Below are 22,427 nucleotides of genomic sequence, written 5' to 3'. Positions count from 1 at the left end.
ATTGCATGCGGAGAATAAAGAGGTGATCTAAACGAAAATGAATAATCTCTTGAAATACGTCATCGAGCAGTCAACGATAGGTAGCATTGAAAAACAGACGGCTATTGAGCTGTTGAAACGTATCAAGCAGGAAGAAAGTAACGTCACTCATGATGAGATTGCTGTCATTGGCATTTCCGTGAAGGCTCCCCTGGCAGAAAATCAAGATATGTTTTGGCAAACCATAGCAAACGGAATCGATTGTATCGGTCCGTTCCCCAAGTCGAGGAGAAACGATGCAGAGGCGTTTGTCCGGCATGCAGGGATGCAGGATGGCGAGTATTTGGAGGCGGCTTATTTAGATCGAGTGGACACCTTAGACTACTCATTTTTCGGTATATCGCCTAAAGAGGCAAGTGCAATCGATCCTTCTCAGCGTTTGTTCTTGCAAAGTGCATGGGAGGCGATTGAGGACGCTGGTTATGGCGGAAGTAGGATAACAGGCAGTCGTACGGGTGTGTTTGTTGGAATCAATAGTTTTCAGGCTAATCATTATTACCAAATGATCACTGAAATTGATCCTGAACTGGCACAGATGGCAATGGTCGGAAATATTCCGGCCATGATTGCCAGTAGAATTGCGTATTTACTAGATTTTAGAGGGCCTAGTATGGCGATTGACACAGCATGCTCCTCTTCATTGATCGCTGTTCATCAGGCTTGCCAGGCACTACGCAATCAGGAGTGCGATATGGCATTAGCTGGGGCCGTGAAGATTGATCTTTTGCCGCTTAGCTCACTAAGTGTTGACTTAAACATTGACTCTTCAGATAGACGAGCGCGAAGCTTTGACGACAGCTCAGATGGGACTGGATCGGGCGAGGGGATTGTCTCGGTTTTGCTGAAGCCGTTAAAAATGGCGCTGCGTGACGGCGATCATATTTATGCTGTGATCAAAGGTAGTGCCGTCAATCAGGATGGTGCCTCTGTGGGAATTACGGCCCCAAATGTCCTTGCTCAGGAGGATGTGATTCTCCGCGCTTGGAAGCAAGCAAAAATCGAGCCGGAGAGCATTGAATATATCGAAGCACATGGAACAGGTACCAAGCTAGGAGACCCGATCGAAATTGACGGAATAACCAGAGCATTCCGCAGGTTTACAAAGAAAAGTCAGTTTTGTGCGATTGGTTCCTTGAAGACAAACATGGGTCATTTGGACAATGCTGCGGGTATAGCAGGTTTTGTAAAAGCGGTATTGGCATTGTATAACAAAAAACTACCGCCATCCTTGCATTTTACCACGCCCAATCGAAACATAGCGTTTGAAAACTCACCTGTTTATGTAAACGATATGCTTAGCGATTGGGAGACAAATGGGCAGCCGAGACGGTGCGGCGTTAGCTCGTTTGGGATGAGTGGAACCAATTGTCACATGGTGCTGGAGGAAGCCCCAACTGCTTCAGCCATAGAAACAGCTCTAGAATGGCCTCACCTCTATACATTATCTGCGAAATCTACTGCTGCTTTGGCCGAACTGATTAGGAGGCATCAGAGCTTTAGCCGTACGTTAAACGAAAACGAGATAGCTGATGCCTGCTACACTGCCAATACTGGAAGATGGCACCACGAATACAGGATAGCACTGGTATTAAGCCATCCGGGTGAATTTCAGGAGGCCCTTGCTTCACTGGATGCGGATGCTGTCCAAAAGGGAGATATCGCTACTGCCGGGTATGGCTATGCCAAACAGGAAAATCAAGAGGCAACGCGAAAAGCAGTCGAGTTGCTCGGAAAGCTTTCACAAGCGGATAAATCGGAGCGGGGAGAAATCTATCTACAGCTAGCCCTCCTTTATATGCAAGGAGCTTCTATAGACTGGGATGTGCTTTATTCTAGTGCAGAGTATAAGAAGATTCGCCTACCCGTTTATCCATTTGAACCGAAGCGTTGCTGGATTGAGATACCAGAGGTCAAGGATGAAGCTGAGGAACTAAAGGATTCCTTGTTCTATGAAGTAGGCTGGAAGGAAGCGATGGTTGACGAAGCGAGTCAACAGACCATAGCTGGAGCGGTTTTGATCTTGAAGGACGAACGGGAATTAGGCGATCAGTTGGCACGACAGCTTCGTGAAATGGGAAATGATGTCATTGAGGTCTCATTTGGAACATGTTTTGAAAAATGCACAGAACACCAGTTTGTTTTAAGCGCCAAGGAAGAGGATTATCGCCGTTTGCTAGAGGAGCTTGACTCACGTGATATCGGCCATGTCTTCCATATGTTTGGCGTAAAGGATCACAAGAGTATACAAGCTTTGTCCGAGCTTGAGCTTGCACAGATGCGTGGCGTTCATAGTTTATTTTCGTTAACAAAACAATTAGTTGCTCATTCTAATGCAGCCAGAAAGCTTGGCATTACAGTAGTCGCCCACAATGTGCATGAGGTGACAGGAGCGGAAAGTACACTCAATCCGGAATATGCAACACTCTTTGGTTTAGCAAAAGTAATCCAGCAAGAGTATCCTCAGTTGGTAAGTACGTGTGTGGATGCTGACGAGATGGTGGGTGTAAAGGAACTTCTGCTTGAAGCTACGAAAGAGCAGACAAGTAAAGTTGTCGCCTATCGTAGAGGAAAACGATATGTAGAAGAGTTTCGCAGAAAGGCTCTTTCCGCTTCTGCCGATTGTGATGTGACAGTTCGTGAAAACGGTGTTTACCTGATCACGGGTGGTACCGGCGGCTTAGGGCTTGCGATTGCCAAGTATTTGGCTGGACAGCAAAGTGTGAAGCTGGCTTTGCTCGGTCGTTCTGATTTACCTGAAAAAGATGACTGGGACAGTATGCTTACTCGAAATGATGTTTGCCAAAAAACAATTCGTAAGCTCACAGCTATTCAGGAAATAGAGCGGATGGGTAGCAAGATTTTGTACTATCAGGCGGACGTATCCAAAGAAGCTGATTTGCAATATGTACTGGAAGACCTGCGGACACGTTTTGGGCGAATTGACGGAATCATCCACAGCGCAGGCCTTCCAGGAGACGGATTTATCATCCGCAAAGAACCTGAGGAGTTCTCGGCAGTGTTGGCCCCGAAGGTTCAGGGAACATGGCTGTTAGACAAGCTGACAGAGCAGGATCAGCTAGACTTTTTTGTTCTTTTCTCTTCAGGAACCTCCTTATTCGGCTCCGCGGGGCAGGCTGACTACACGGCTGCGAATGCCTATCTGGATTCTTTTGCGGATTATCGAAGAAAACAGAACAAACCGGTAATCACGATTAATTGGTCTGCTTGGAAGGAAACGGGAATGGCATTTGAGGCTGGTAATGATGAGAACGGGATCTTTGTCCCTCTTTCAACTGCATTGGCTGTTGCTGCTTTTCAGAAGGTGATGTCCAAAAAGATCAGTCGTGTATTTATTGGGAAGATTCGGTTCGATCATGTGCTGCTACAGCAACAAGTGCTTCCCTTTGCCTTAGCCGATGAGCTTCAAATCGTAAGCAGTAAAAAAACAGCAGGTAGCGCAGTAGCTGAAGCCGCTGTTGCGATCGACCCTGCCCGCAAACAGGTGAAGCTGGCTGGACGTGCCAACAATTCTTATTCTCAAACCGAACAAAAAACGGCCAATGTATGGGGCGAGGTTCTAGGATATGAGGAGATAGAGGTTACGGCAGGATTCTATGAGATTGGTGGAGATTCTCTTCATGCCATGCGAGTGGTAAATACATTCCAAATGAATTATGGAATCACTGTCGAGATTGGCAAGGTGCTGGAGTGTCAGACGATTGAAGAATTTTCTGCTTATCTGGAAGCAAAGGAGGGCAAAAGCAGTCAAAGCGATAGCTCCCGATCTATTCCTCCCATTCCTAGGGAAGAGTTTTATCCAGCATCGTCCGTGCAAGGACGCATTTTCCTACTCAGTCAATTTGAGGGAGCACAGCTAGCTTATCACATGCCGGCGGCTGTTGAATTGGAGGGGCCCCTTGACAAACAGGCGGTCACTCAAGCATTTCTGACGATCGTTAACCGGCATGAGGCATTCCGAACCTCTTTTGAAATGAGAGAAAATATCGTTGTACAACGAATTCATGACGAAATGTTGTTCCAGGTAGATTTCTTCCATTCAGATGAGGCAAGCCTATCAGAACAAATCAATCAGTATAGCCAACCCTTTGATCTGAATCGTGCACCGTTATTACGGGTAGGCCTGTTTGAATTGTCTGCGGAGCAGCATGTCTTATTTGTGGACATGCACCACATCATCTCAGACGGAGAATCAGTTAATCTTATGCTCCGGGAATTCTGTTCACTTTATCAAGGTCAAACGTTGCCTGAACTGCGTGTTCATTACAAGGATTACGCTGCTTGGCAAAAAGGAAACGAGAGCTCTCAAATCAAAAAACAGCACGAAGCGTACTGGCTACAAACGTTTTCTGGAGAAATACCCGTTCTACAATTACCGACGGATTATTCCCGTCCTCCGATCTTGTCCTACGATGGACAGGTACATGAGTTTTATTTGCCTCCTGATTTAGAGAATGCTTTGAAGGAATTGGCCACAAGTCAAGGAGTGTCACTCTATGTCCTACTACTGTCCGCCTATTATGTCTTACTATCTAAATACAGTGGGCAGGAGGATATCGTCATTGGCTCTCCTGTAGCGGGCAGACTGCACAAGGATACGGAAACAATGATAGGGATGTTCGTCAATTCGTTGCCATTGCGAAATCGTCCACAGGGAGACAAGCCGTTTAATCAGTTTGCTGCCGAAGTTAGGGACCAAGTACTCGCGGGATTACAGCATCAGGAGTATCCATTTGAAGAATTGGTGGAACAAGTGAACGTACAGCGTGATATCAGCCGCAATCCGTTGTTTGATACGATGTTTATCATGCATACCATTCACACAGAAGAATTACAGCTCCCAGGGATCGCTGTTACGCCTTATCCGATTGATGCTACGAAGGCAAAATATGATATCACAATGATGATTTCTGATCAGGACGATGGTTTAGGTGTAAGCGTGGAATACGCGCTGAAGCTTTTTAAACCGGAAACAATTCACCGAATGGGTACGCATTTTGTGCAAATCCTAAAAAGCATTGTTTCCAACCCGTCCGTGCCAATTTATAGGATTCAAATGCTGACGGAAACAGAAAGACATCTATTGGTAGAGAAGACTCAGTACAAAGGCAATACTAGTAATCACGATGGAATGACCGTTCAACAGTTACTAACGCTTCAGGCGCACAAAACACCAGATCGAATCGCAGTTGTATGTAATGGTGAAAAAGTATCATACGCAGAATTGCATCAACGCGCGATGAAAGTAGCGGCAATGCTACAGGCAAAGGGCGTCGGGCCAGGAAGTGTCGTTGGTCTAATGACAGATCGTTCGGTAGATATGATCGTCTGCCTGCTGGGTATTTTGCATAGTGGGGGATGCTATCTTCCTCTTGATCCGGCTTTTCCAGCCCAACGAATTCGCTTTATGGTAGAGGACAGCAATGCGACTCTCGTCCTATCACAAGCACCTATTATCGAGCGATTTGAGCTGCCATGCGAAGCTGTTGATAGTAACATGCTGTCTGTTCAATCAGAAACTTGCGAGCAAAATGTGGTTTCAAAGGCAAGCGGGGAAGACCTTGCGTATGTAATCTATACATCCGGCTCTACTGGTAATCCAAAAGGGGTCATGATTGAACAGCGTGCATTCGTTCACTTTATACAGGCAATGACAGAAGTGATTCCTTTGGAGCAAAACAAAAATATTTTGGCGTTGACAACCATTTCATTTGACATCTTTGTTTTGGAGACACTTGTACCGCTAACAAAAGGTCTTCAGGTGGTAATCGCTGATGAACAACAGCAAACAGACCCATTTGCGTTGAGTGAATTAATCATGGAGCAGCAGATAGAATTGTTGCAAATAACACCGTCTCGCATGAGCCTGTTATTGAGTAATGAGCAATGCAAAGAGGTGCTTTCACAGATTAAAACCATTTTGATCGGCGGAGAATTCTTATCTGATACGTTGCTCCATCAGATACAAGGTCTGTCTAAAGCTCAGATTTACAATGTGTATGGACCTACGGAAGCGACAGTATGGGCGTCTGTAAGCGATCTGACGACAGCAGATAAGGTGGATATTGGCAAACCAATCCCAGGGGTAAGCTATTACGTTGTAGATCGCTACGACCAGCTTGTACCTATCGGTGTTTCTGGGGAGCTGTGTATCGCTGGTTCGGGCTTAGCTAAAGGATACGTGAATCAGCCGGAGCTTACGGCAGAGAGGTTTGTTTCAAATCTGTTTGGTTCAGGAAGCATGTACCGTACGGGAGATTTAGTGAAATGGTTACCGAATGGGCATATAGAGTATCTTGCACGAGTTGACAATCAAATGAAGATTCGTGGATATCGAATAGAACCAAGTGAAATTGAGGCGAGAATTCTAAGCTTCTCCAAGATAAAAGAAGCGGCTGTCATCGACTTCACTGATAACACCGGAGAGAAAAATCTGTGTGCCTATTATGTTCAGGAGCAGCCGTTCGACGTTACGGAACTGAGTGAGTATTTATCACGTCATTTACCCGATTACATGATTCCGGTCTGCTTCATTATTATGGATGCGTTACCGTTGACTATGAATGGAAAGCTTGATCGAAAAGCCCTTCCAAAGCCAACAGCCGATTCATTTACTTCAAGGGAATATACGCCGCCAGCAACCCAATTAGAGGAACAGCTCGTGGAGATTTGGCAAGAGGTGCTTGGCGATACGAAGCTGGGTATAACCGATCATTTCTTTGAAAAAGGAGGCCACTCTCTTAAGGCAGCTCTGATGATAGGACAGGTTCAACAACGCCTTCAGATTAAGGTTCCGATCAGTGTTATTTTCCAAGCACCGACAATACAAGAATTCGCTAAACAGCTTGAAGCTATAGAAACCGGAAACTGCCTGTCTATTCAAAAATCGAATGAAAAGACACATTATCCTGTTACTCCAGCTCAAAGAAGGCTGTATCTTCTTCAGGAATTGGAGGCCGGTAGCATCACCTATAATCTGCCGAGTGCCTATGTTCTCAAAGATAAACTGGATGCAAAGAAATTAGAGCAAGCATTGGTCAAATTGACAGAACGGCACGAGATGCTACGAACATCCTTTGATTTCAGAGATGGTCTACCGATTCAGCGGGTTCATCCAGCTGTGAAAATTCCACTTACAATTGAACAAGTGGAGAAGAATGAATGGAATCAACAAATTCAATCGTTTATTCGCCCGTTTCATTTGTTTAAGGCTCCCCTGATGAGAGTTGGATTGTTCCGTACTCAGTCGGAAGAAGATCTTCTGGTTTTTGACATCCATCACATCATTGCTGATGGCTTGTCCCTTCAGATACTCATGCAGGATTTATTCTCTTTGTACCATGAGGAAGAGATGGTGATTCCTGACATTCAGTTCACAGATTTTGCTGTTTGGTATGAAGGCTTTTTGCAATCAGGCGACATGAAAAAACAGGAGGACTATTGGCTGAAGCAATATTCGGATGAAATTCCGATTTTACAGTTGCCTACAGATTACCTGAGGGTGGCAGTGCAGAGCTTTGCAGGTGATCGGATTTCGTTTGAGATTTCCAAGTCCGATCGTCAATTAATTGAAAAGCTGGCCAAGGAAACGGGAACAACAACCTATATGGTGATGCTGGCCATTTATAATATCCTGTTAGCCAAATACACAGGAGATGAGCAGATCATCGTAGGAACACCTGTGTCCAGACGACATCATCTGGAACTGCAAAAGGTTATCGGTATGTTTGTGAATACTCTAGCAATAAAAAATGACCCTAGAGGAAATAAAACCTTCTACGATTTTTTGAATGAGGTAAAGGAAAGTGTACTGCAAGCCTATGAAAATCAGGATTATCCGTTCGAAAGCTTAGTAGAGCGGCTACAGATCAATCGAGATCTCAGCAGAAATCCGTTGTTCGATACCATGCTTGTCATGCAGAGCATAGATGATCAACGATTGCAAAAGGGCACGTATGGCGTAACTCCTTATGATTTCGATTTTCAGGTAGCCAAATTTGATATAACGATGTTTGTCTCAGAGTGGAATCAGAATTTGTCTGTCACCATGGAATATTGCACCGAGCTATTTAAACGTGAGTCGGTGGAACGTATGTACAAGCATTTCCTAGCTATTCTGCGTGAAGCGACAGAAAAACCACATCAAAAGCTATGTGAAATTGAAATGCTTGCGGGTGAAGAGCTGGACGAAATCATCTATGACTGGAATCAAACGTCTATATCATATCCGAAAAACCAAACAGTAAGCTTTTTGTTTGAGGGTCAGGTAGAGCAGGGGCCAGATCGAGTAGCCTTGGTACATCATGATCAAGAGCTTACGTATCGCGAACTAAACGACAGAGCGAACCAACTGGCAAGGGTCCTGCAACAAGCTGGTGTAACAAAAGAGGTAGTGGTAGGGATTTTGTTAGATCACTCCTTTGAATTGGTTATTTCCATGCTGGCCGTAATGAAAGCGGGGGGAGCATATCTACCTATAGATACGCAATATCCACGAGAGCAAATCAATTATCTGTTGGAAGACAGTCAGGCACAGCTCATCATTACCCAAGCCAATTTGGCGAATTTGACCGATTTTTCAGGACGTTTGATTATGGCCGATGACCCTGCACTCTATAAGGGTGACCCATCTAATCCGGAAAAATCGGTGGATTCAGATCATCTCGCCTATCTTATTTACACTTCAGGGACGACTGGGAAACCGAAAGGAACCATGATTACACATCAAGGTCTGACCAATTATATTTGCTGGGCAGAAAAGGTATATCTCGAAGGGGAACAGCTCGATTTTGCCTTGTACTCGTCTCCGGCGTTCGATTTGACCGTTACTTCGATTTATACGCCATTGGTTTCCGGAAACAGAATCGTCATTTATTCAGAAGAGAATAAAGCAATGGTTATCCGCAAGATTGTAGAGGACAATCAGGTGGACATCGTGAAATTGACTCCTTCTCATCTGCATACGCTAGAGGGATTAGACTGCTCACGTTCTAGCATAAAAAAATTAATTGTAGGCGGGGAGGATTTAAAAGCAGAGCTGGCAACGAAAACAGTTCAGCGGTTTAACGGCGGAGTGAAAATTTACAACGAATACGGGCCAACCGAAACAGTCGTTGGCTGCATGATTTATGTGTTCAATCAAGAGAGAGATAGCAAAGGCTCTGTCCCAATTGGATTGCCTGCCGATAACGTACAGATTTACTTACTCGATCCATATCTTCAGCCCGTTCCCGTAGGAAGTATTGGGGAGATGTATATATCGGGAGAAGGAGTAGCACGAGGATACTATAACCGTGCTGACCTGACAGCCGAGCGTTTTCTGTCTAATCCGTATATTCCAGGAGCACGGATGTATAAGACAGGCGATTTGGCAAGGCGGTTGCCTGACGGAAATCTCTTATACATCGGTCGAACAGATGGACAAGTCAAAATCAGGGGACACCGTGTAGAACTGGCGGAGGTTGAAGCCAAACTGTTGGAACATCCGAATATTTCCGATGCTGTTGTGGTCGTCAGAACAAGTGCTCAGGGACACAATGAGCTTTGCGCCTACTATGTACCTGATTCCGAAGTAGCACCAGCTCAGATCAAACAGCATGTACTGCAAAACGCTGCGGATTATTTGGTTCCGGCATACATCGTGCGGATGGACAAGCTGCCGCTTACAGTAAATGGTAAGGTAGATAAACGAAAGCTACCGGAACCGCATACTCATTTATCTTCGGGCACAAATTTAGTATTACCTCGCACCGAAAAAGAAGAGATTCTTGCTGATATTTGGAGACAAGTGCTTGGAGTTGAAACGATTGGTGTTCATGATAGCTTTTTTGCTTTGGGAGGAGATTCCATTAAGGCGATTCAGATGAACGCCCGTCTAAAGGAAAGACTGCTTCACCTAGATGTGAAGGATCTCTTTCAACGAAAAACAATTGCAGAATTAGCTCCACTGATTAAACAGAAGAGTGAAAAAAGCGAACAAGGCATCGTCACGGGACATGCTCCGCTGACTCCCATTCAGCACTGGTTCTTTGCTGGTGAACGAAACGATGTTCATCATTATAATCACGCTATCATGTTGTATCGGAAAGAGGGCTTTGATCCGAGGATGGTGGAAGAGGTTCTTACGACGTTACTGCAACATCACGATGCCTTACGTATGGTATTTACCTTCGAGGAGAATCGGGTAATCCCGTATAACCGTGGCATGGAGGAGGAGCTCTTTACGTTTCAGGTTGTTGATCTTGCTGATGATCCTGACTTTGCACAAAAAGTTGAGGAGCATGCGAATAGATTGCAAAGAAGTATTGAGCTGCAAACAGGTCCTTTGGTAAAAGTAGGGTTGTTTACAAGTGTGGACGGTGATCATTTGTTGCTCGTCATTCATCACTTAGTTGTAGACGGGGTTTCCTGGAGAATTATTTTGGAGGATTTCGCCAAAGCGTACCAACAGATACAACAGAGAGAGGAAATTAAGCTTCCAAAGAAAACAGATTCCTTTAAGCAATGGGCGGAGCAGATTACAGCCTATAACAAAAACCAAAGGCTGAAAAAAGAGTATGCGTATTGGAGAAAAACGGTACAGACGCCTGTTTCCTCGCTTCCCGTAGATGTGGTCGTTCACCAGAACAGAATAATAGACACCAAGACGCAGTCCTTTACGCTTGATCCTGAAAAAACAGACCAGCTACTGCGTCACATTCATCAGGCCTATAACACGCAGGTAAATGATGTGCTTCTTGCGGCGCTTGGTCTGGCTATCAAAGAGTGGTCCGGACTGGACAAAATTCTGCTTGACCTAGAGGGTCATGGTAGAGAAGATATTCTGCCTGAGCTGGATATTTCCAGAACAGTAGGCTGGTTTACCAGCATATATCCGGTGCTTCTTTCAACAGAGCGGGCAGAGAATTTGGAATATCAGATCAAATTTGCTAAGCAGAGTTTGCGTCAAATTCCAAAAAACGGGATTGGCTATGGAATTCTTAGATATGGATCAGAGGATAATGAGGATGAGTCACTTAACTACACTGCGCCAATCAGCTTTAACTACCTGGGACAATTCGATCAGGACATGCCTGAGCATCTTGTACAAATCTCACCTCACTACACAGGAGAAGCGATCAGCAAAGAATATACCAGAAAGCATTCACTCGAATTTATCGGCATGGTGGAACGAGGTCAATTTACTCTCTCACTTACGTACAACAGCAAGGAATATAACGAGGAGACGATATTGCAGTTGCTGACCAGCTTGAACAAGAATGTGCTAAGCATCATCGAGCATTGTATGAAAAAAGAGGAAACAACTGTCACTCCATCAGATTTGGGCTATTCAAAAATGTCGATCGAAGGTCTTTCCAAGCTGCAAAACTTGCTCTCAAGAAAACTGTGAATTCGGAGGTTTCAGATGAATGAGAACATAGAGATTACCAAACTTTCCCCTCTTGCTCCTATGCAAGAGGGAATGCTCCTACACTATTTAATGGATCGGGATTCAGAAGCGTATGTTGAGCAGATGACAATGACAGTAGTAGGCGAACTAGATGTCGCCCTATTTGCTGCAAGTATGGAAAAACTGGTTGAACGTTATGATATTTTACGTACCATCTTTATATACGAGGAAGTGGAGGAACCTTTGCAGGTCGTTTTGCAACAACGACCTGCTGAGGTAATCCATAAGAATTTGTCTCAGATGCTTGAGACAGAGCAAATAGCCTACATAGAGGCATGGAAAAAACAAGACCGCGACAGAAAATTTGACCTTTCCAAAGATGTGCTTATGCGGGTTGCTATTCTGACAAATGCTCCACAAGCTCATACGATTATATGGAGCTTTCATCATATCCTGATGGATGGCTGGTGCGTTGGGATTCTTTTTCGCGATTTTGCCCGCATTTATCTTGCCCTGCGTGATGGCCATCCTTTACCAGATGACACACCTCCTGCTTATACAGATTACATTCAGTGGCTTCAGGAACAAGATCAACAGCAGGCCGCGACTTTCTGGAGTGAATACCTAGATGATTACGAGCATCAAGCTATCCTGCCTGTTTATCGCAGTGATTCAGAAGGGAAGAAACGAGAAAGTAACGAAAAGTCTTACACCATTCCTACGGCAAAGCTACAGGAGCTTGCCAACCATCTACAGGTGACACTGAACACGGTATTTAGTACGGCGTGGGGACTGCTATTACAAAGAATGAATAATGTGGATGACGTTGTATTTGGAACGGTTGTATCGGGGCGTCCAGCCGAGGTGTCGGGCATCGAAGATATGGTGGGCTTGTTTATCAATACAATTCCAAAACGGATCAAGTCAGAAGGGAATCAGTCAATTGCAGAGCTACTACAAGAAGTCCAACGATCGACTCTGGAAAGTGATCCTCACAGTTATCTCGCGCTGAGTGAGATTCAGAAGAAATCTGAATTGAAAAAAGATTTATTTTCACATATCTTCGTCTTCGAAAACTACCCAGCAGATCAAGCTTTCGCACAGGCAGGGGAAGAGACGAAGCTCGGTTTTTCCATTAAAGACGTTGAAATCTCTGAACAGACAGAATTTGATTTCATGGCAGTTGTAATTCCTGATGAGATGGCGACATTAAAATTGCAATACAATGCCCTTGTGTATCAGGAGGAGACCGTAGATCAGCTTGCTACCTACTTCTTGCGCATCCTGCAACAAATCGCAGACAATCCGAATGCAGTGGTGGATGGAATCGAGTTACTTTCGCAAACAGAGAGAGACAGGCTGTTAACCGAATTCAACCGTACACAAGCAGGCTATCCTTCGACAAAAACAATCCACGGGCTATTCGAGGAGCAAGTAGCTAGGCATCCAGAGCGAATCGCTGTAGTAAGTGGTGAACAAACAATAACCTACCGTGAACTAAACGAGCGAGCTAATCAGCTTGCACGTTTGTTGCAAAGCAGGGGTGTAGTTTCTGAAAGTATAGTAGGGATTATGCTGGATCGATCCATTGATATGGTGGTAAGCATTATGGCTGTGTTAAAAGCCGGGGGTGCGTACTTACCCATTAATCCAGAGTATCCTCAGGAAAGAATTACATATTTGCTCATGGACAGCAAGCCGGAAGTGATCATTACTCATCCTGCTCTTGCGGGAGCACTCTCGGATTCCTGGCAACTGGTTACTATTTCCGATGAGGCAATAGAACATTATGATACCTCCAATTTGAATGGATTTGACAGCCCAGAGCAGCTTGCTTACATCATTTATACATCGGGTTCAACAGGGGAGCCAAAAGGCGTAATGATCGAACATAAAAATGTCGTTCGCCTTTTGCATAACGATCGAAACCTATTTGAATTTGACCATAATGATGTGTGGGCTTTATTCCATTCGTTTAGCTTTGACTTCGCCGTGTGGGAAATGTACGGAGCATTACTTTATGGAGGTAAGCTAGTTTTGGTATCCCAAGAAGCTGTGCGCGATCCAGAAAAATGTAGCCACTTCCTTCAGTCAGAAAAGGTAACCGTCCTCAACCAGACGCCTTCTGCATTTGCTAACCTCATTCAGTTTGTTTGCAAGAATCAGGTGAACGGACTGGATGCACTTCGCTACGTGATTTTCGGCGGGGAAGCACTAAAACCTCAAATGCTGACAAGCTGGCATGAGATGTATCCAGACGTCAAATTAGTTAACATGTACGGAATTACAGAAACCACGGTGCACGTTACCTACAAGGAAATTCAAAGGGAAGAAATGAAACGAAATGCAAGTAACATCGGTAAACCGATCCCTACGCTTACAGCTTACGTGATGGATCAAAAGCAACGGCTGGTCCCAATCGGTGTGCCCGGAGAATTGTACGTGGGAGGCGAGGGTGTTGCACGTGGCTATTTGAATAAGCCAGAGTTGACCGCGAGTAGATTTGTACCGAATCCGTATAAGCCTGAGGAACGTTTATACCGCTCTGGAGATTTAGTCCGGCTTCTACCTTCAGGTGATATGGAGTATCTGGGACGAATGGACTTGCAGGTCAAAATTCGTGGACATCGGATCGAACTTGGTGAAGTTGAAAACATGTTACTAAAACACCCTGCTGTGACAGATGTTGTCGTGTTGGCGATTCAAGATCGCCATGCACAAAACCAGTTGCATGCCTTTTTCACCGCTCAGCAAAGAGTAACAACAGCTCAGTTACGCGAGCACATCAGCCAAAAGCTTCCTGAATATATGATGCCAGCTCGTTTTGTACAAATCGAAAAAATTCCCGTAACCGTAAACGGGAAGGTGAATCGAAACGCGTTATTGCAGCTCGATTGGGAGCTGGAGAGCGATGTTCAGATTATTCCTCCTGAAAATGAGACGGAGGAAAAGCTGGAGAACATCTGGCAACAGGTGCTTGATCTGGAGAATCAGCGAATTGGTGTAACTCAGGACTTTTTTGCACTTGGAGGAGATTCCATCAAGGTGCTTCGGTTGTTAACAGCGGTAAATAGCCAACTGGAAACGGCAGTAAGCGTACAGGATCTGTATAAGTTCCCTACTATTCGAAAACAGTCCGAATTGATTCGCCAAAACGGGACACCTACTTGGAGTGATCAATGGAATACGGCCAAAGCCAAGCTTACGGAATGGCAGACTGAAATAGTGGACAAGCTTCCATTGGCTGAGAAATTACCGGAGGATTTTGAAAGCATCTGCCCGATGAGTGATATCCAATTTGGAATGCTATACGCCTCAGGAAAAAATGCGGAAAAGGCAGTCTATCATGATCAAATGCTGTATCCGTTTAAAGATGGTGAATTTAATCTCGACCTGCTTCAAAAAGCTGTTTCGTTACTTGTGAAAAAACATTCGATTTTACGGACCACCTTTAACCTACAGGATTTTCCTGAGCCGATTCAAATCGTTCACAAGCAAGAAGCGTTCCATCTTGATTTGCAACATATGGACATAACGAATGAGCACGATCAAGAAATGGCTATCAATCATTATTTGTCTGAAGATCGAAAGGTACCATTCGCTTTAGACAAACCACTGTGGAAATTGAGAATTTTTACGATCAGCAACGAAGAGCATGTTCTGTGCATGATTTTCCACCATGCGATTTTGGATGGTTGGAGTGTGGCATCCTTTATCACAGAGCTCTCTAATACCTATACGAAGCTAAGAGTGGATGACAGCTATCTTCCTGAATGGTTACCGCATGACTACGAGGCATTTATTCTAGATCAGATGATTGTCAAAAACAGTCCAGAAGTACGTGATTATTGGCAAAATGAACTAAACGACATGCAGCTTTTCCGTTTTCCAAAAAAGCTGAACAAAGATGAAACAAATCGTATGCATCAGCTCATCCATCCACTTGATCCTGATTTGGTAACGCGTTTGGAGCGTATTGCTGCGGCGAATCAGACCAATCTGAAAACGGTCTGCTTTACAGCCTATAGCATGATGCTTCACATGCTATCCTACGAGAATGACATTGCGGTGGGCTTGGTGGAGCACAATCGACCACAGTGTGAGAAGGCGGATCAAATCCTTGGTTGTTTCTTAAATACTGTACCAGTAAGAGTCAACCTAAAGACACAGATGACATGGATAGACTTGCTTAGACAGATGAATCAAAAAATGATCGATCTAAAGCTGTATGGACGTCTACCATTGTTTGAGATTACGAAAATGGCCTCAGATGTAGATGCTGGCAGTGAATTTTTTGATTCTACCTTTAGCTATATAGATTTCCATGTTTTTGATCAGTTGGAGGGCAAGGATCAAATCGCGCTGAAGGAGAAAGAATGGCAATTGGAGGAGCACATTGTCGATCATCGCGTGTTTGAGTTTTATATCCGCCGACAGTCAGAAATTCAGATAGCCTACAGTGAAGCAGTGTTAGATAGCGTAGATGTGCAACGCCTGCTAGATTATTATCTTCGCATCCTGCAACTGATCGCCGACGAACCAAATGCCGTCATCACTAAGGAACAAATTCTTGCCGACAAGGAAAAGCATCTGTTGCTACGTACTTGGAATCAAAATAAAGCGGACTACCCGACTGATGTAGTGATGCACCGAATGTTCGAAAAAATGGTAGATGAGCATTCTGAGCGTAGCGCAGTTGTTTTTCAAGGGAGCGAGCTTACTTACAAGCAACTCAATGAAAAAGCAAATCAAGTTGCGCGGAAATTACGCGAACGCGGGATGCAGACCAATGATCTGGTTGCAGTCATGACAGAGCCTTCCATAGAAATGATTATTGCCATGCTAGCTGTACTAAAAGCGGGAGGAGCTTACTTGCCCATTTCCCACACATTTGCAGAGGAAAGGGTTCGCTACATGCTGGAGGACAGTGGAGCTAAAATTTTTCTTACATTATCTTCCACTAAACAACCTTCCCTCAGCGAATACGAGACGATCCTGTTGGATGATTCCCATTTATATCATGGGGATGCCACAAACTTGCCGGATACAGCTAAACCTGAGGATCTCGCTTATATCATCTATACCTCTGGCTCAACAGGTAAACCAAAAGGGGTCATGGTGGAACATCGAAACGTCACAAATTTTGTCATGAGTTTACATGATATTGTGCACAACGCCTACGATCGTTGCTTGCGCATAGCGCAGATAGCCCCGTTTATCTTCGACATGTCTGTAAAGCCGATCTACGGTGCGTTGTTGCTTGGTCATACCTTGTACATCGTGCCAGAGCATATTCGCGTAGACGGAGAAGGACTGCTTCGTTTTTACAGAGAGAACCAGATTGATATGGCTGATGGTACACCAACTCATCTGTCGATGCTGCTGAATGCCGTGTCTGAAATTGAACATAAGCTTACGGTTAAGCACTTTGTTGTCGGCGGAGAGCCGTTACGAGAAAGTGTTGTCAAAGGGCTGTATACCAAATTCGCGGGCGAATCCTTTGCAATTACAAATGTATACGGACCCACGGAGTGCACCGTCGACTCTACCTACTACCATGTAAACCCGGATCACTTGAATGAAAGGACATCCGTACCGATTGGGGCTCCACTTGCAAATCAGCAGATTTACATTCTTGATCAGAACGCGAATCTTCTTCCGCCTGAGGTAACAGGAGAAATCTTTATCGCGGGAGCGGGTGTTGCTAGAGGATATCTCAACAGGCCAGAACTGACTAACGAGCGGTTTGTTGCAAATCCGTTTATCCGAGGAGAGAAAATGTACCGTACAGGAGATACGGGACGCTGGCTACCTGGCGGTGTTATTGAATATGTAGGTCGGATTGACAATCAGGTAAAAATCAGGGGACATCGGATTGAAATCGGTGAAATCGAGGCATATCTGCAACAGCATGAAGAGATTGACCAAGCAGTCGTCATAGCACGAGAAGATGGCGAAGGGCACCAATATTTGTGCGCCTATATCGTGTCCGATCGTACATGGAACACAAATGAGCTAGTCGATTATTTGTCGCTCTCATTACCTGTGTACATGATTCCTTCCCATTTCGTATCTCTAGACAAGTTTCCGGTCACAGTGAATGGAAAAATTGATTTCAAAGCGTTACCTGAACCGAATGGACAGGACGAACAGCTAGGGGTTTTTGAAGAACCAACAACTGAAACAGAATTAATAGTAGCAGATATTTGGAAAAGTCTATTGAAAATCGAGAAAATCGGAGTGAATGATCCATTTTTTAGCATAGGCGGCAATTCCCTAAGCGCAATCATGCTGTTGGCACGGATTCACAAGACATTCCAAAAGGTGATTCCGCTCGATATCTTCTTCCAGAATGACAGCATCGGTAAGCTCGCAAAGCTGATTATAGGAGCGGAGGAAGAGAGCTATAAAGTTATTGAACCAGTTGCAAAACAGGAGCACTATCCTACATCAGAGACTCAGAAAATGATGTATTTGCTAAGGGAAATAGAGGGAGCAGAGACAGCCTATAACATGCCAAGCGTGTTAAAAATCGAAGGACATTTGAATAAAGAGCTCTTTGCTACAGCTTTGCAAAAGCTTGTAGATCGCCATGAATCCCTGCGAACCTCTTTCGAATATGTAAATGGCGAACTCGTTCAACGCATCGCAGACATAGTAGAGCTAGATGTCACCTATTTAGAAATGGAGGAGGAGCAAGCAAGCGAAGCGGCGCAGTTGTTTATTCGTCCATTTGAACTTGCGCAGGCCCCGCTTGCTCGGGCAGGTCTAATTCAGATCGCACCGAATGTTCATCTGTTCCTGTTTGATATGCATCACATCATTTCTGATGGACTGTCAATTAGTATCATCCTGCGTGATTTCATGCAGCTATATCATGGTGCAGAGTTGCCGGGGTTGCCTGTTCAGTACAAGGATTTTACCGTTTGGCAAAACAAGATGCTACAAACTGAGGCTGTAAAAAAGCAAGAGACATACTGGTTGAGCAGGTTTGAGGGTGAAATTCCTATTTTGAACATTCCGCCGGACTTCCCAAGACCTCCTATCCAGTCTTTTGACGGGGCGCAGATTGTCTTTCATGCAGATGAGCAGGTGTGGAGTGCCTTCCGCACTATTACAGAGAAGTCGAACTCAACCATGTTTATGACTTTATTGGCAGCTTATCACATCCTGCTCTCCAAACTTGCCGGTCAATCAGATATTAGCGTGGGTACATCTGTCGCCGGAAGACCTCATACTGACTTAGAACATGTAGTAGGTTCGTTTATCAATACACTAGTGTTGCGTCAAAAAGTTGATGATTCTCAGACATTCATGGCCTTTTTAGAAGAGGTAAGGAAAAATGTTCTGGAGGCATTCGATAATCAGGATTATCAATTCCAAAGTCTAGTCGATAAGATATACCCTGAGCTTGACCTGAGCCGTAATCCTTTGTTTGACACAATGTTTACCCTGAACAATTTTGAAACTCCCCAGCTACAGTTGGACGGACTTACGATCTCGGTGTATCCGGTTGATCAGCCTTTAGCCAAATTCGATCTATCAATGATTGCGGAAGAAAGACCAGATGGATTGGAATTCTCCTTAGTGTATGCTACTAAGCTGTACGCTACGGATACCGCGAAGCGCATTGCGGCGAGCTTTGTTCATCTTTTGCGCCAAATAGCGGAAAATGAACGGATAACAATAGCCGATCTTACCCTGCCAACACAAGTAGAATGGGAAGAAATTGTTGGTCAATGGCAAGAAAGTTCAAAAAAGATTACTTCCTTCTATCATCATTCACCTGTGTAATGGAACGATAAAAGGGGCAGCCGGCGTAGAAGGGCTGGTTGCCCGCTTTCTCTGACATAGACACAGTTTCTAAAAAAGGAGAGGATAATTCTGCCTCTAATGAAAGAAGTAGTGAAACAAGCACGATTCGTAATGCTAATGTGCCTGATCCTCGTACTTCAAATGAGCACCACCGTGTATGCCGAAATGGGAAGTGGGGAAGCCGCTGCGGCGATCGAACAACTGGTCAATAAAACGATGGAGTCGGAGAAAATTCCGGGTGCAGCCATTGTTGTCGTCAAAGAGGGGAAAACGATTTACAAACAATCATTTGGAGTTACTGACATTCAAAAGCAAACCCCCGTAACTGCTGACACACTATTTGAAATCAACTCGAACACCAAGGCATTTACGGCACTAGCCATCCAACAGCTTATCGAGCAAAAACGTCTTTCGCTAGACGATTCTGTTCAGTCCATCATACCTTGGTTTTCAGCTACATATAAAGGACAGCAGGAAACGATCCTGATAAAGCATCTGTTATATCATACCAGTGGTTTTCCGTTTGAAAGCATTGGTTTTATCCCCATTTCATCCAGTGAGCGGGCCCTTGAAGAAAACGTACGTGCGCTCAATAACAGGGAATTAGCCCGCAAGCCAGGAACAGAGTTTGAATATGCAACGGTTAACTACGATATTCTAGGCTATATTGTTGAAAAAGTTACCGGGCAATCCTATGAACAGTATGTCCAACAGCAAGTTATTACTCAATTGGGCCTAACCAACACCTTTATGAAGGCACAGGCACCGAGTGAGCAAATGGCAAGAGGGCACAAAATCGGTTTCTTTTCCCCACGAGTGTATGATGCACCGGATTATCGTGGAAACACACCGGCGGCTTACGTGGTATCAAGTCTCAACGACATGGAGCGTTGGTTACATATTCAATTAGGGTTGGAGGCTTCAGGGTTTCCTGCTGAGTTAATACATGCCTCCCATCTGCCAGATCGATCTGTAGCTCCTGCGGCAAACGGTTCCTCGTATGCCTCAGGCTGGATGATTTTTCAAAATGGCGGTGGACAAATTGCACACGGTGGCAACAATCCTACTTTCTCCTCATACATGGTGTTTCGTCCAGAGGAAAAGCTGGGTGCCATCGTTTTGACGAATATTGACTCGATGAATGTGTCCGTTATGGCGGAGGGAGCCGTCAAGCTCTTGCAAGGAAAAGAAGTTCCAGAAGTAGTGGATGACACCAATCTACAAACAGATCGATTGGCAAGCATTACTCTCGTGATCCTTAGTGTCCTTGTGGCGGTCCTTACTGTTGCAATTGGTCAGGCCATAGTACAGATCCTTCGAGGTGATCGTAAACTTGCCTTAAATCCCGGGCGCATCTGTCTGACATCTTTGTTTGCTTTTGTGATAACATGCGGTGTTTTGTCAGCCGCTGTATACTTCTTGCCAGATGTGTTTTTCTTCGGTTTACCGTGGCAGTTTATTGAGGTTTGGCTTCCGATAACCATTTTTTACGCAATGTACGTCTTGCTAGCATCCGTCACTTTGTTTACCGTCTACCTAACCATGATTCGTTTATTTCCGAAATCCAAGGAAACCTCCCTGACCCCTATCGTTATACAAGGGCTTGTCAGCGGATTTGGAAATGCGATGATTATTTTCATGATCAATATAGCGCTCACTTCCATTAATACGTTTCACGTTTCTGTCTTTTTGTATTTTCTGTTAGGTATCTCGCTATATATTGTTGGGGAGAAAATGATTCGCAGCCGCCTCATTGTTATAACGAATCAGGTGGTATATGAAAAAAGAATGGAGCTAGTTCACAGAATTTTTAGGACTCCCTATCAAAAATATGAACGGATTGATAACGGCCAGATCTATGCGAGTTTAAACAACGATACGGAAACCATCAGTACGATTTCTAATATTGTCGTTATAGCACTGACCAGTACGGTTACACTGGTATTTTGCTTTATCTATCTAGCTGCAATGAGCCTTTACGGATTCTTGTTTTGTCTGGCTGTCATAATAATAGCGGCCGGCTTATATACACTGGCAGGCCGTTCGGCAAACAAGGTATGGGAGGAAACCAGAGACATCCAAAATGTGTTTTTCTCCTATATTAACGATATGATAGGGGGCTTTAAGGAGCTATATCTTACTCGCGCACAAAGCAGGGAATTTGAAGAACACATGGATAGAAGCTGTTATGAATATCGACACAAGCGATCTGCAGGTCAATTCAAGTTTGTAAATGTGTATTTAGTGGGAGAATTGCTGTTTGTAGTGGTAATCGGGACCGTTACCTTTTTGTTCCCCATTTTCTTCCCGCAGATCCCAAAGCATATGCTGGTAAGCTACGTGTTTGTCTTCCTGTATATGACGGGGCCGGTTCACGGCATATTAAATGCGGTACCTGAGCTGATCCGTATTAAGATTAGCTGGGAACGGTTAAATGCCTTGTTAGATTCGTTATCTTCGGAAAAGAGAAGGGATGATGTAGATATAGCTGGTCTTGCTGTCCAAGATTTTGAGACATTTACCTCTGATCAGGTGCAGTTCAGGTACAAAAACAAGGAAGGTGAGGAGTTTTCGGTGGGACCACTCGATTTTTCCTGTCGCAAAGGAGAAATCGTCTTCATTGTAGGTGGGAATGGGAGTGGGAAATCTACCTTTGCCAAACTGATTACAGGATTGTATGAGCAGGATGATGGCGAGTTTTTCATAAACGGGCAAAAAGTGAATGCCGATCAACGTTGTGAATTTTTCTCAGTTATCTTCAGTGATTTCTATCTATTCGAGAAAATGTATGGTGTTGATTACCAAGCTAAACAAGACGAGATACGGAAGCATTTAGAGGTGCTTCGTATAGCTGACAAAGTCGAAGTGGATCAAACCGGGATGTTTAGCACGACCAAGCTGTCTACAGGTCAACGAAAGCGCCTTGCCTTGATGCTAAGTCAGATAAAAGACAGACCGATACTTCTCTTCGATGAGTGGGCAGCGGATCAAGATCCAGAGTATCGGCACTTCTTTTACGAATCCTTGTTACCAGAAATGAAAAAGCAAGGAAAATGTGTAATTGCGATTACCCATGACGATCGTTACTTTGACCTCGCTGATCAGGTGGTTAAAATGGAGAGCGGGCGAATTATAACTCAGCAAACTCTTTCGCATGCCTGATGCA

General features: G+C 44.5%; 3 protein-coding genes. All 3 read left to right on the top strand.

Translation table 11 applies throughout. The annotated features are described in order from the left end of the window. Positions 1–37 precede the first annotated feature (37 nt). The 3 genes from BRLA_RS11695 to BRLA_RS11685 all read left to right on the top strand — a co-directional run bounded on the left by BRLA_RS11695 (position 38) and on the right by BRLA_RS11685 (position 22,423). Positions 38–11,446 carry a hybrid non-ribosomal peptide synthetase/type I polyketide synthase gene (locus BRLA_RS11695; protein ID WP_003337652.1) on the top strand — a complete coding sequence of 3,803 codons (11,409 nt, stop codon included), beginning with the start codon at positions 38–40 and terminating at the stop codon, positions 11,444–11,446. A 15-nt stretch (positions 11,447–11,461) separates the two neighbouring features. Beyond that, on the top strand, positions 11,462–19,240 hold the full coding sequence (locus BRLA_RS11690; RefSeq protein WP_003337651.1) for an amino acid adenylation domain-containing protein: 7,779 nt from the start codon (positions 11,462–11,464) through the stop codon (positions 19,238–19,240). A 99-nt stretch (positions 19,241–19,339) separates the two neighbouring features. Beyond that, complete coding sequence (locus tag BRLA_RS11685) at positions 19,340–22,423, top strand: cyclic peptide export ABC transporter (protein WP_003337650.1); 3,084 nt, start codon at positions 19,340–19,342, stop codon at positions 22,421–22,423. The last annotated feature ends 4 nt before the right edge of the window (positions 22,424–22,427 follow it).

The sequence above is a fragment of the Brevibacillus laterosporus LMG 15441 genome (assembly GCF_000219535.2).
In the GTDB taxonomy this organism is placed as follows: Bacteria; Bacillota; Bacilli; order Brevibacillales; family Brevibacillaceae; genus Brevibacillus_B; species Brevibacillus_B halotolerans.
Note: the sequence above shows the minus strand (reverse complement) of the source record. Positions and strands in the feature narration are given on the sequence as shown.

What these genes read in the sequence shown, in the direction of transcription:
- BRLA_RS11685 (WP_003337650.1), top strand. Translation starts at nt 19,340, where the DNA reads ATGAAAGAAGTAGTGAAACAAGCACGATTCGTAATGCTAATGTGCCTG.
- BRLA_RS11690 (WP_003337651.1), top strand. Translation starts at nt 11,462, where the DNA reads ATGAATGAGAACATAGAGATTACCAAACTTTCCCCTCTTGCTCCTATG.
- BRLA_RS11695 (WP_003337652.1), top strand. Translation starts at nt 38, where the DNA reads ATGAATAATCTCTTGAAATACGTCATCGAGCAGTCAACGATAGGTAGC.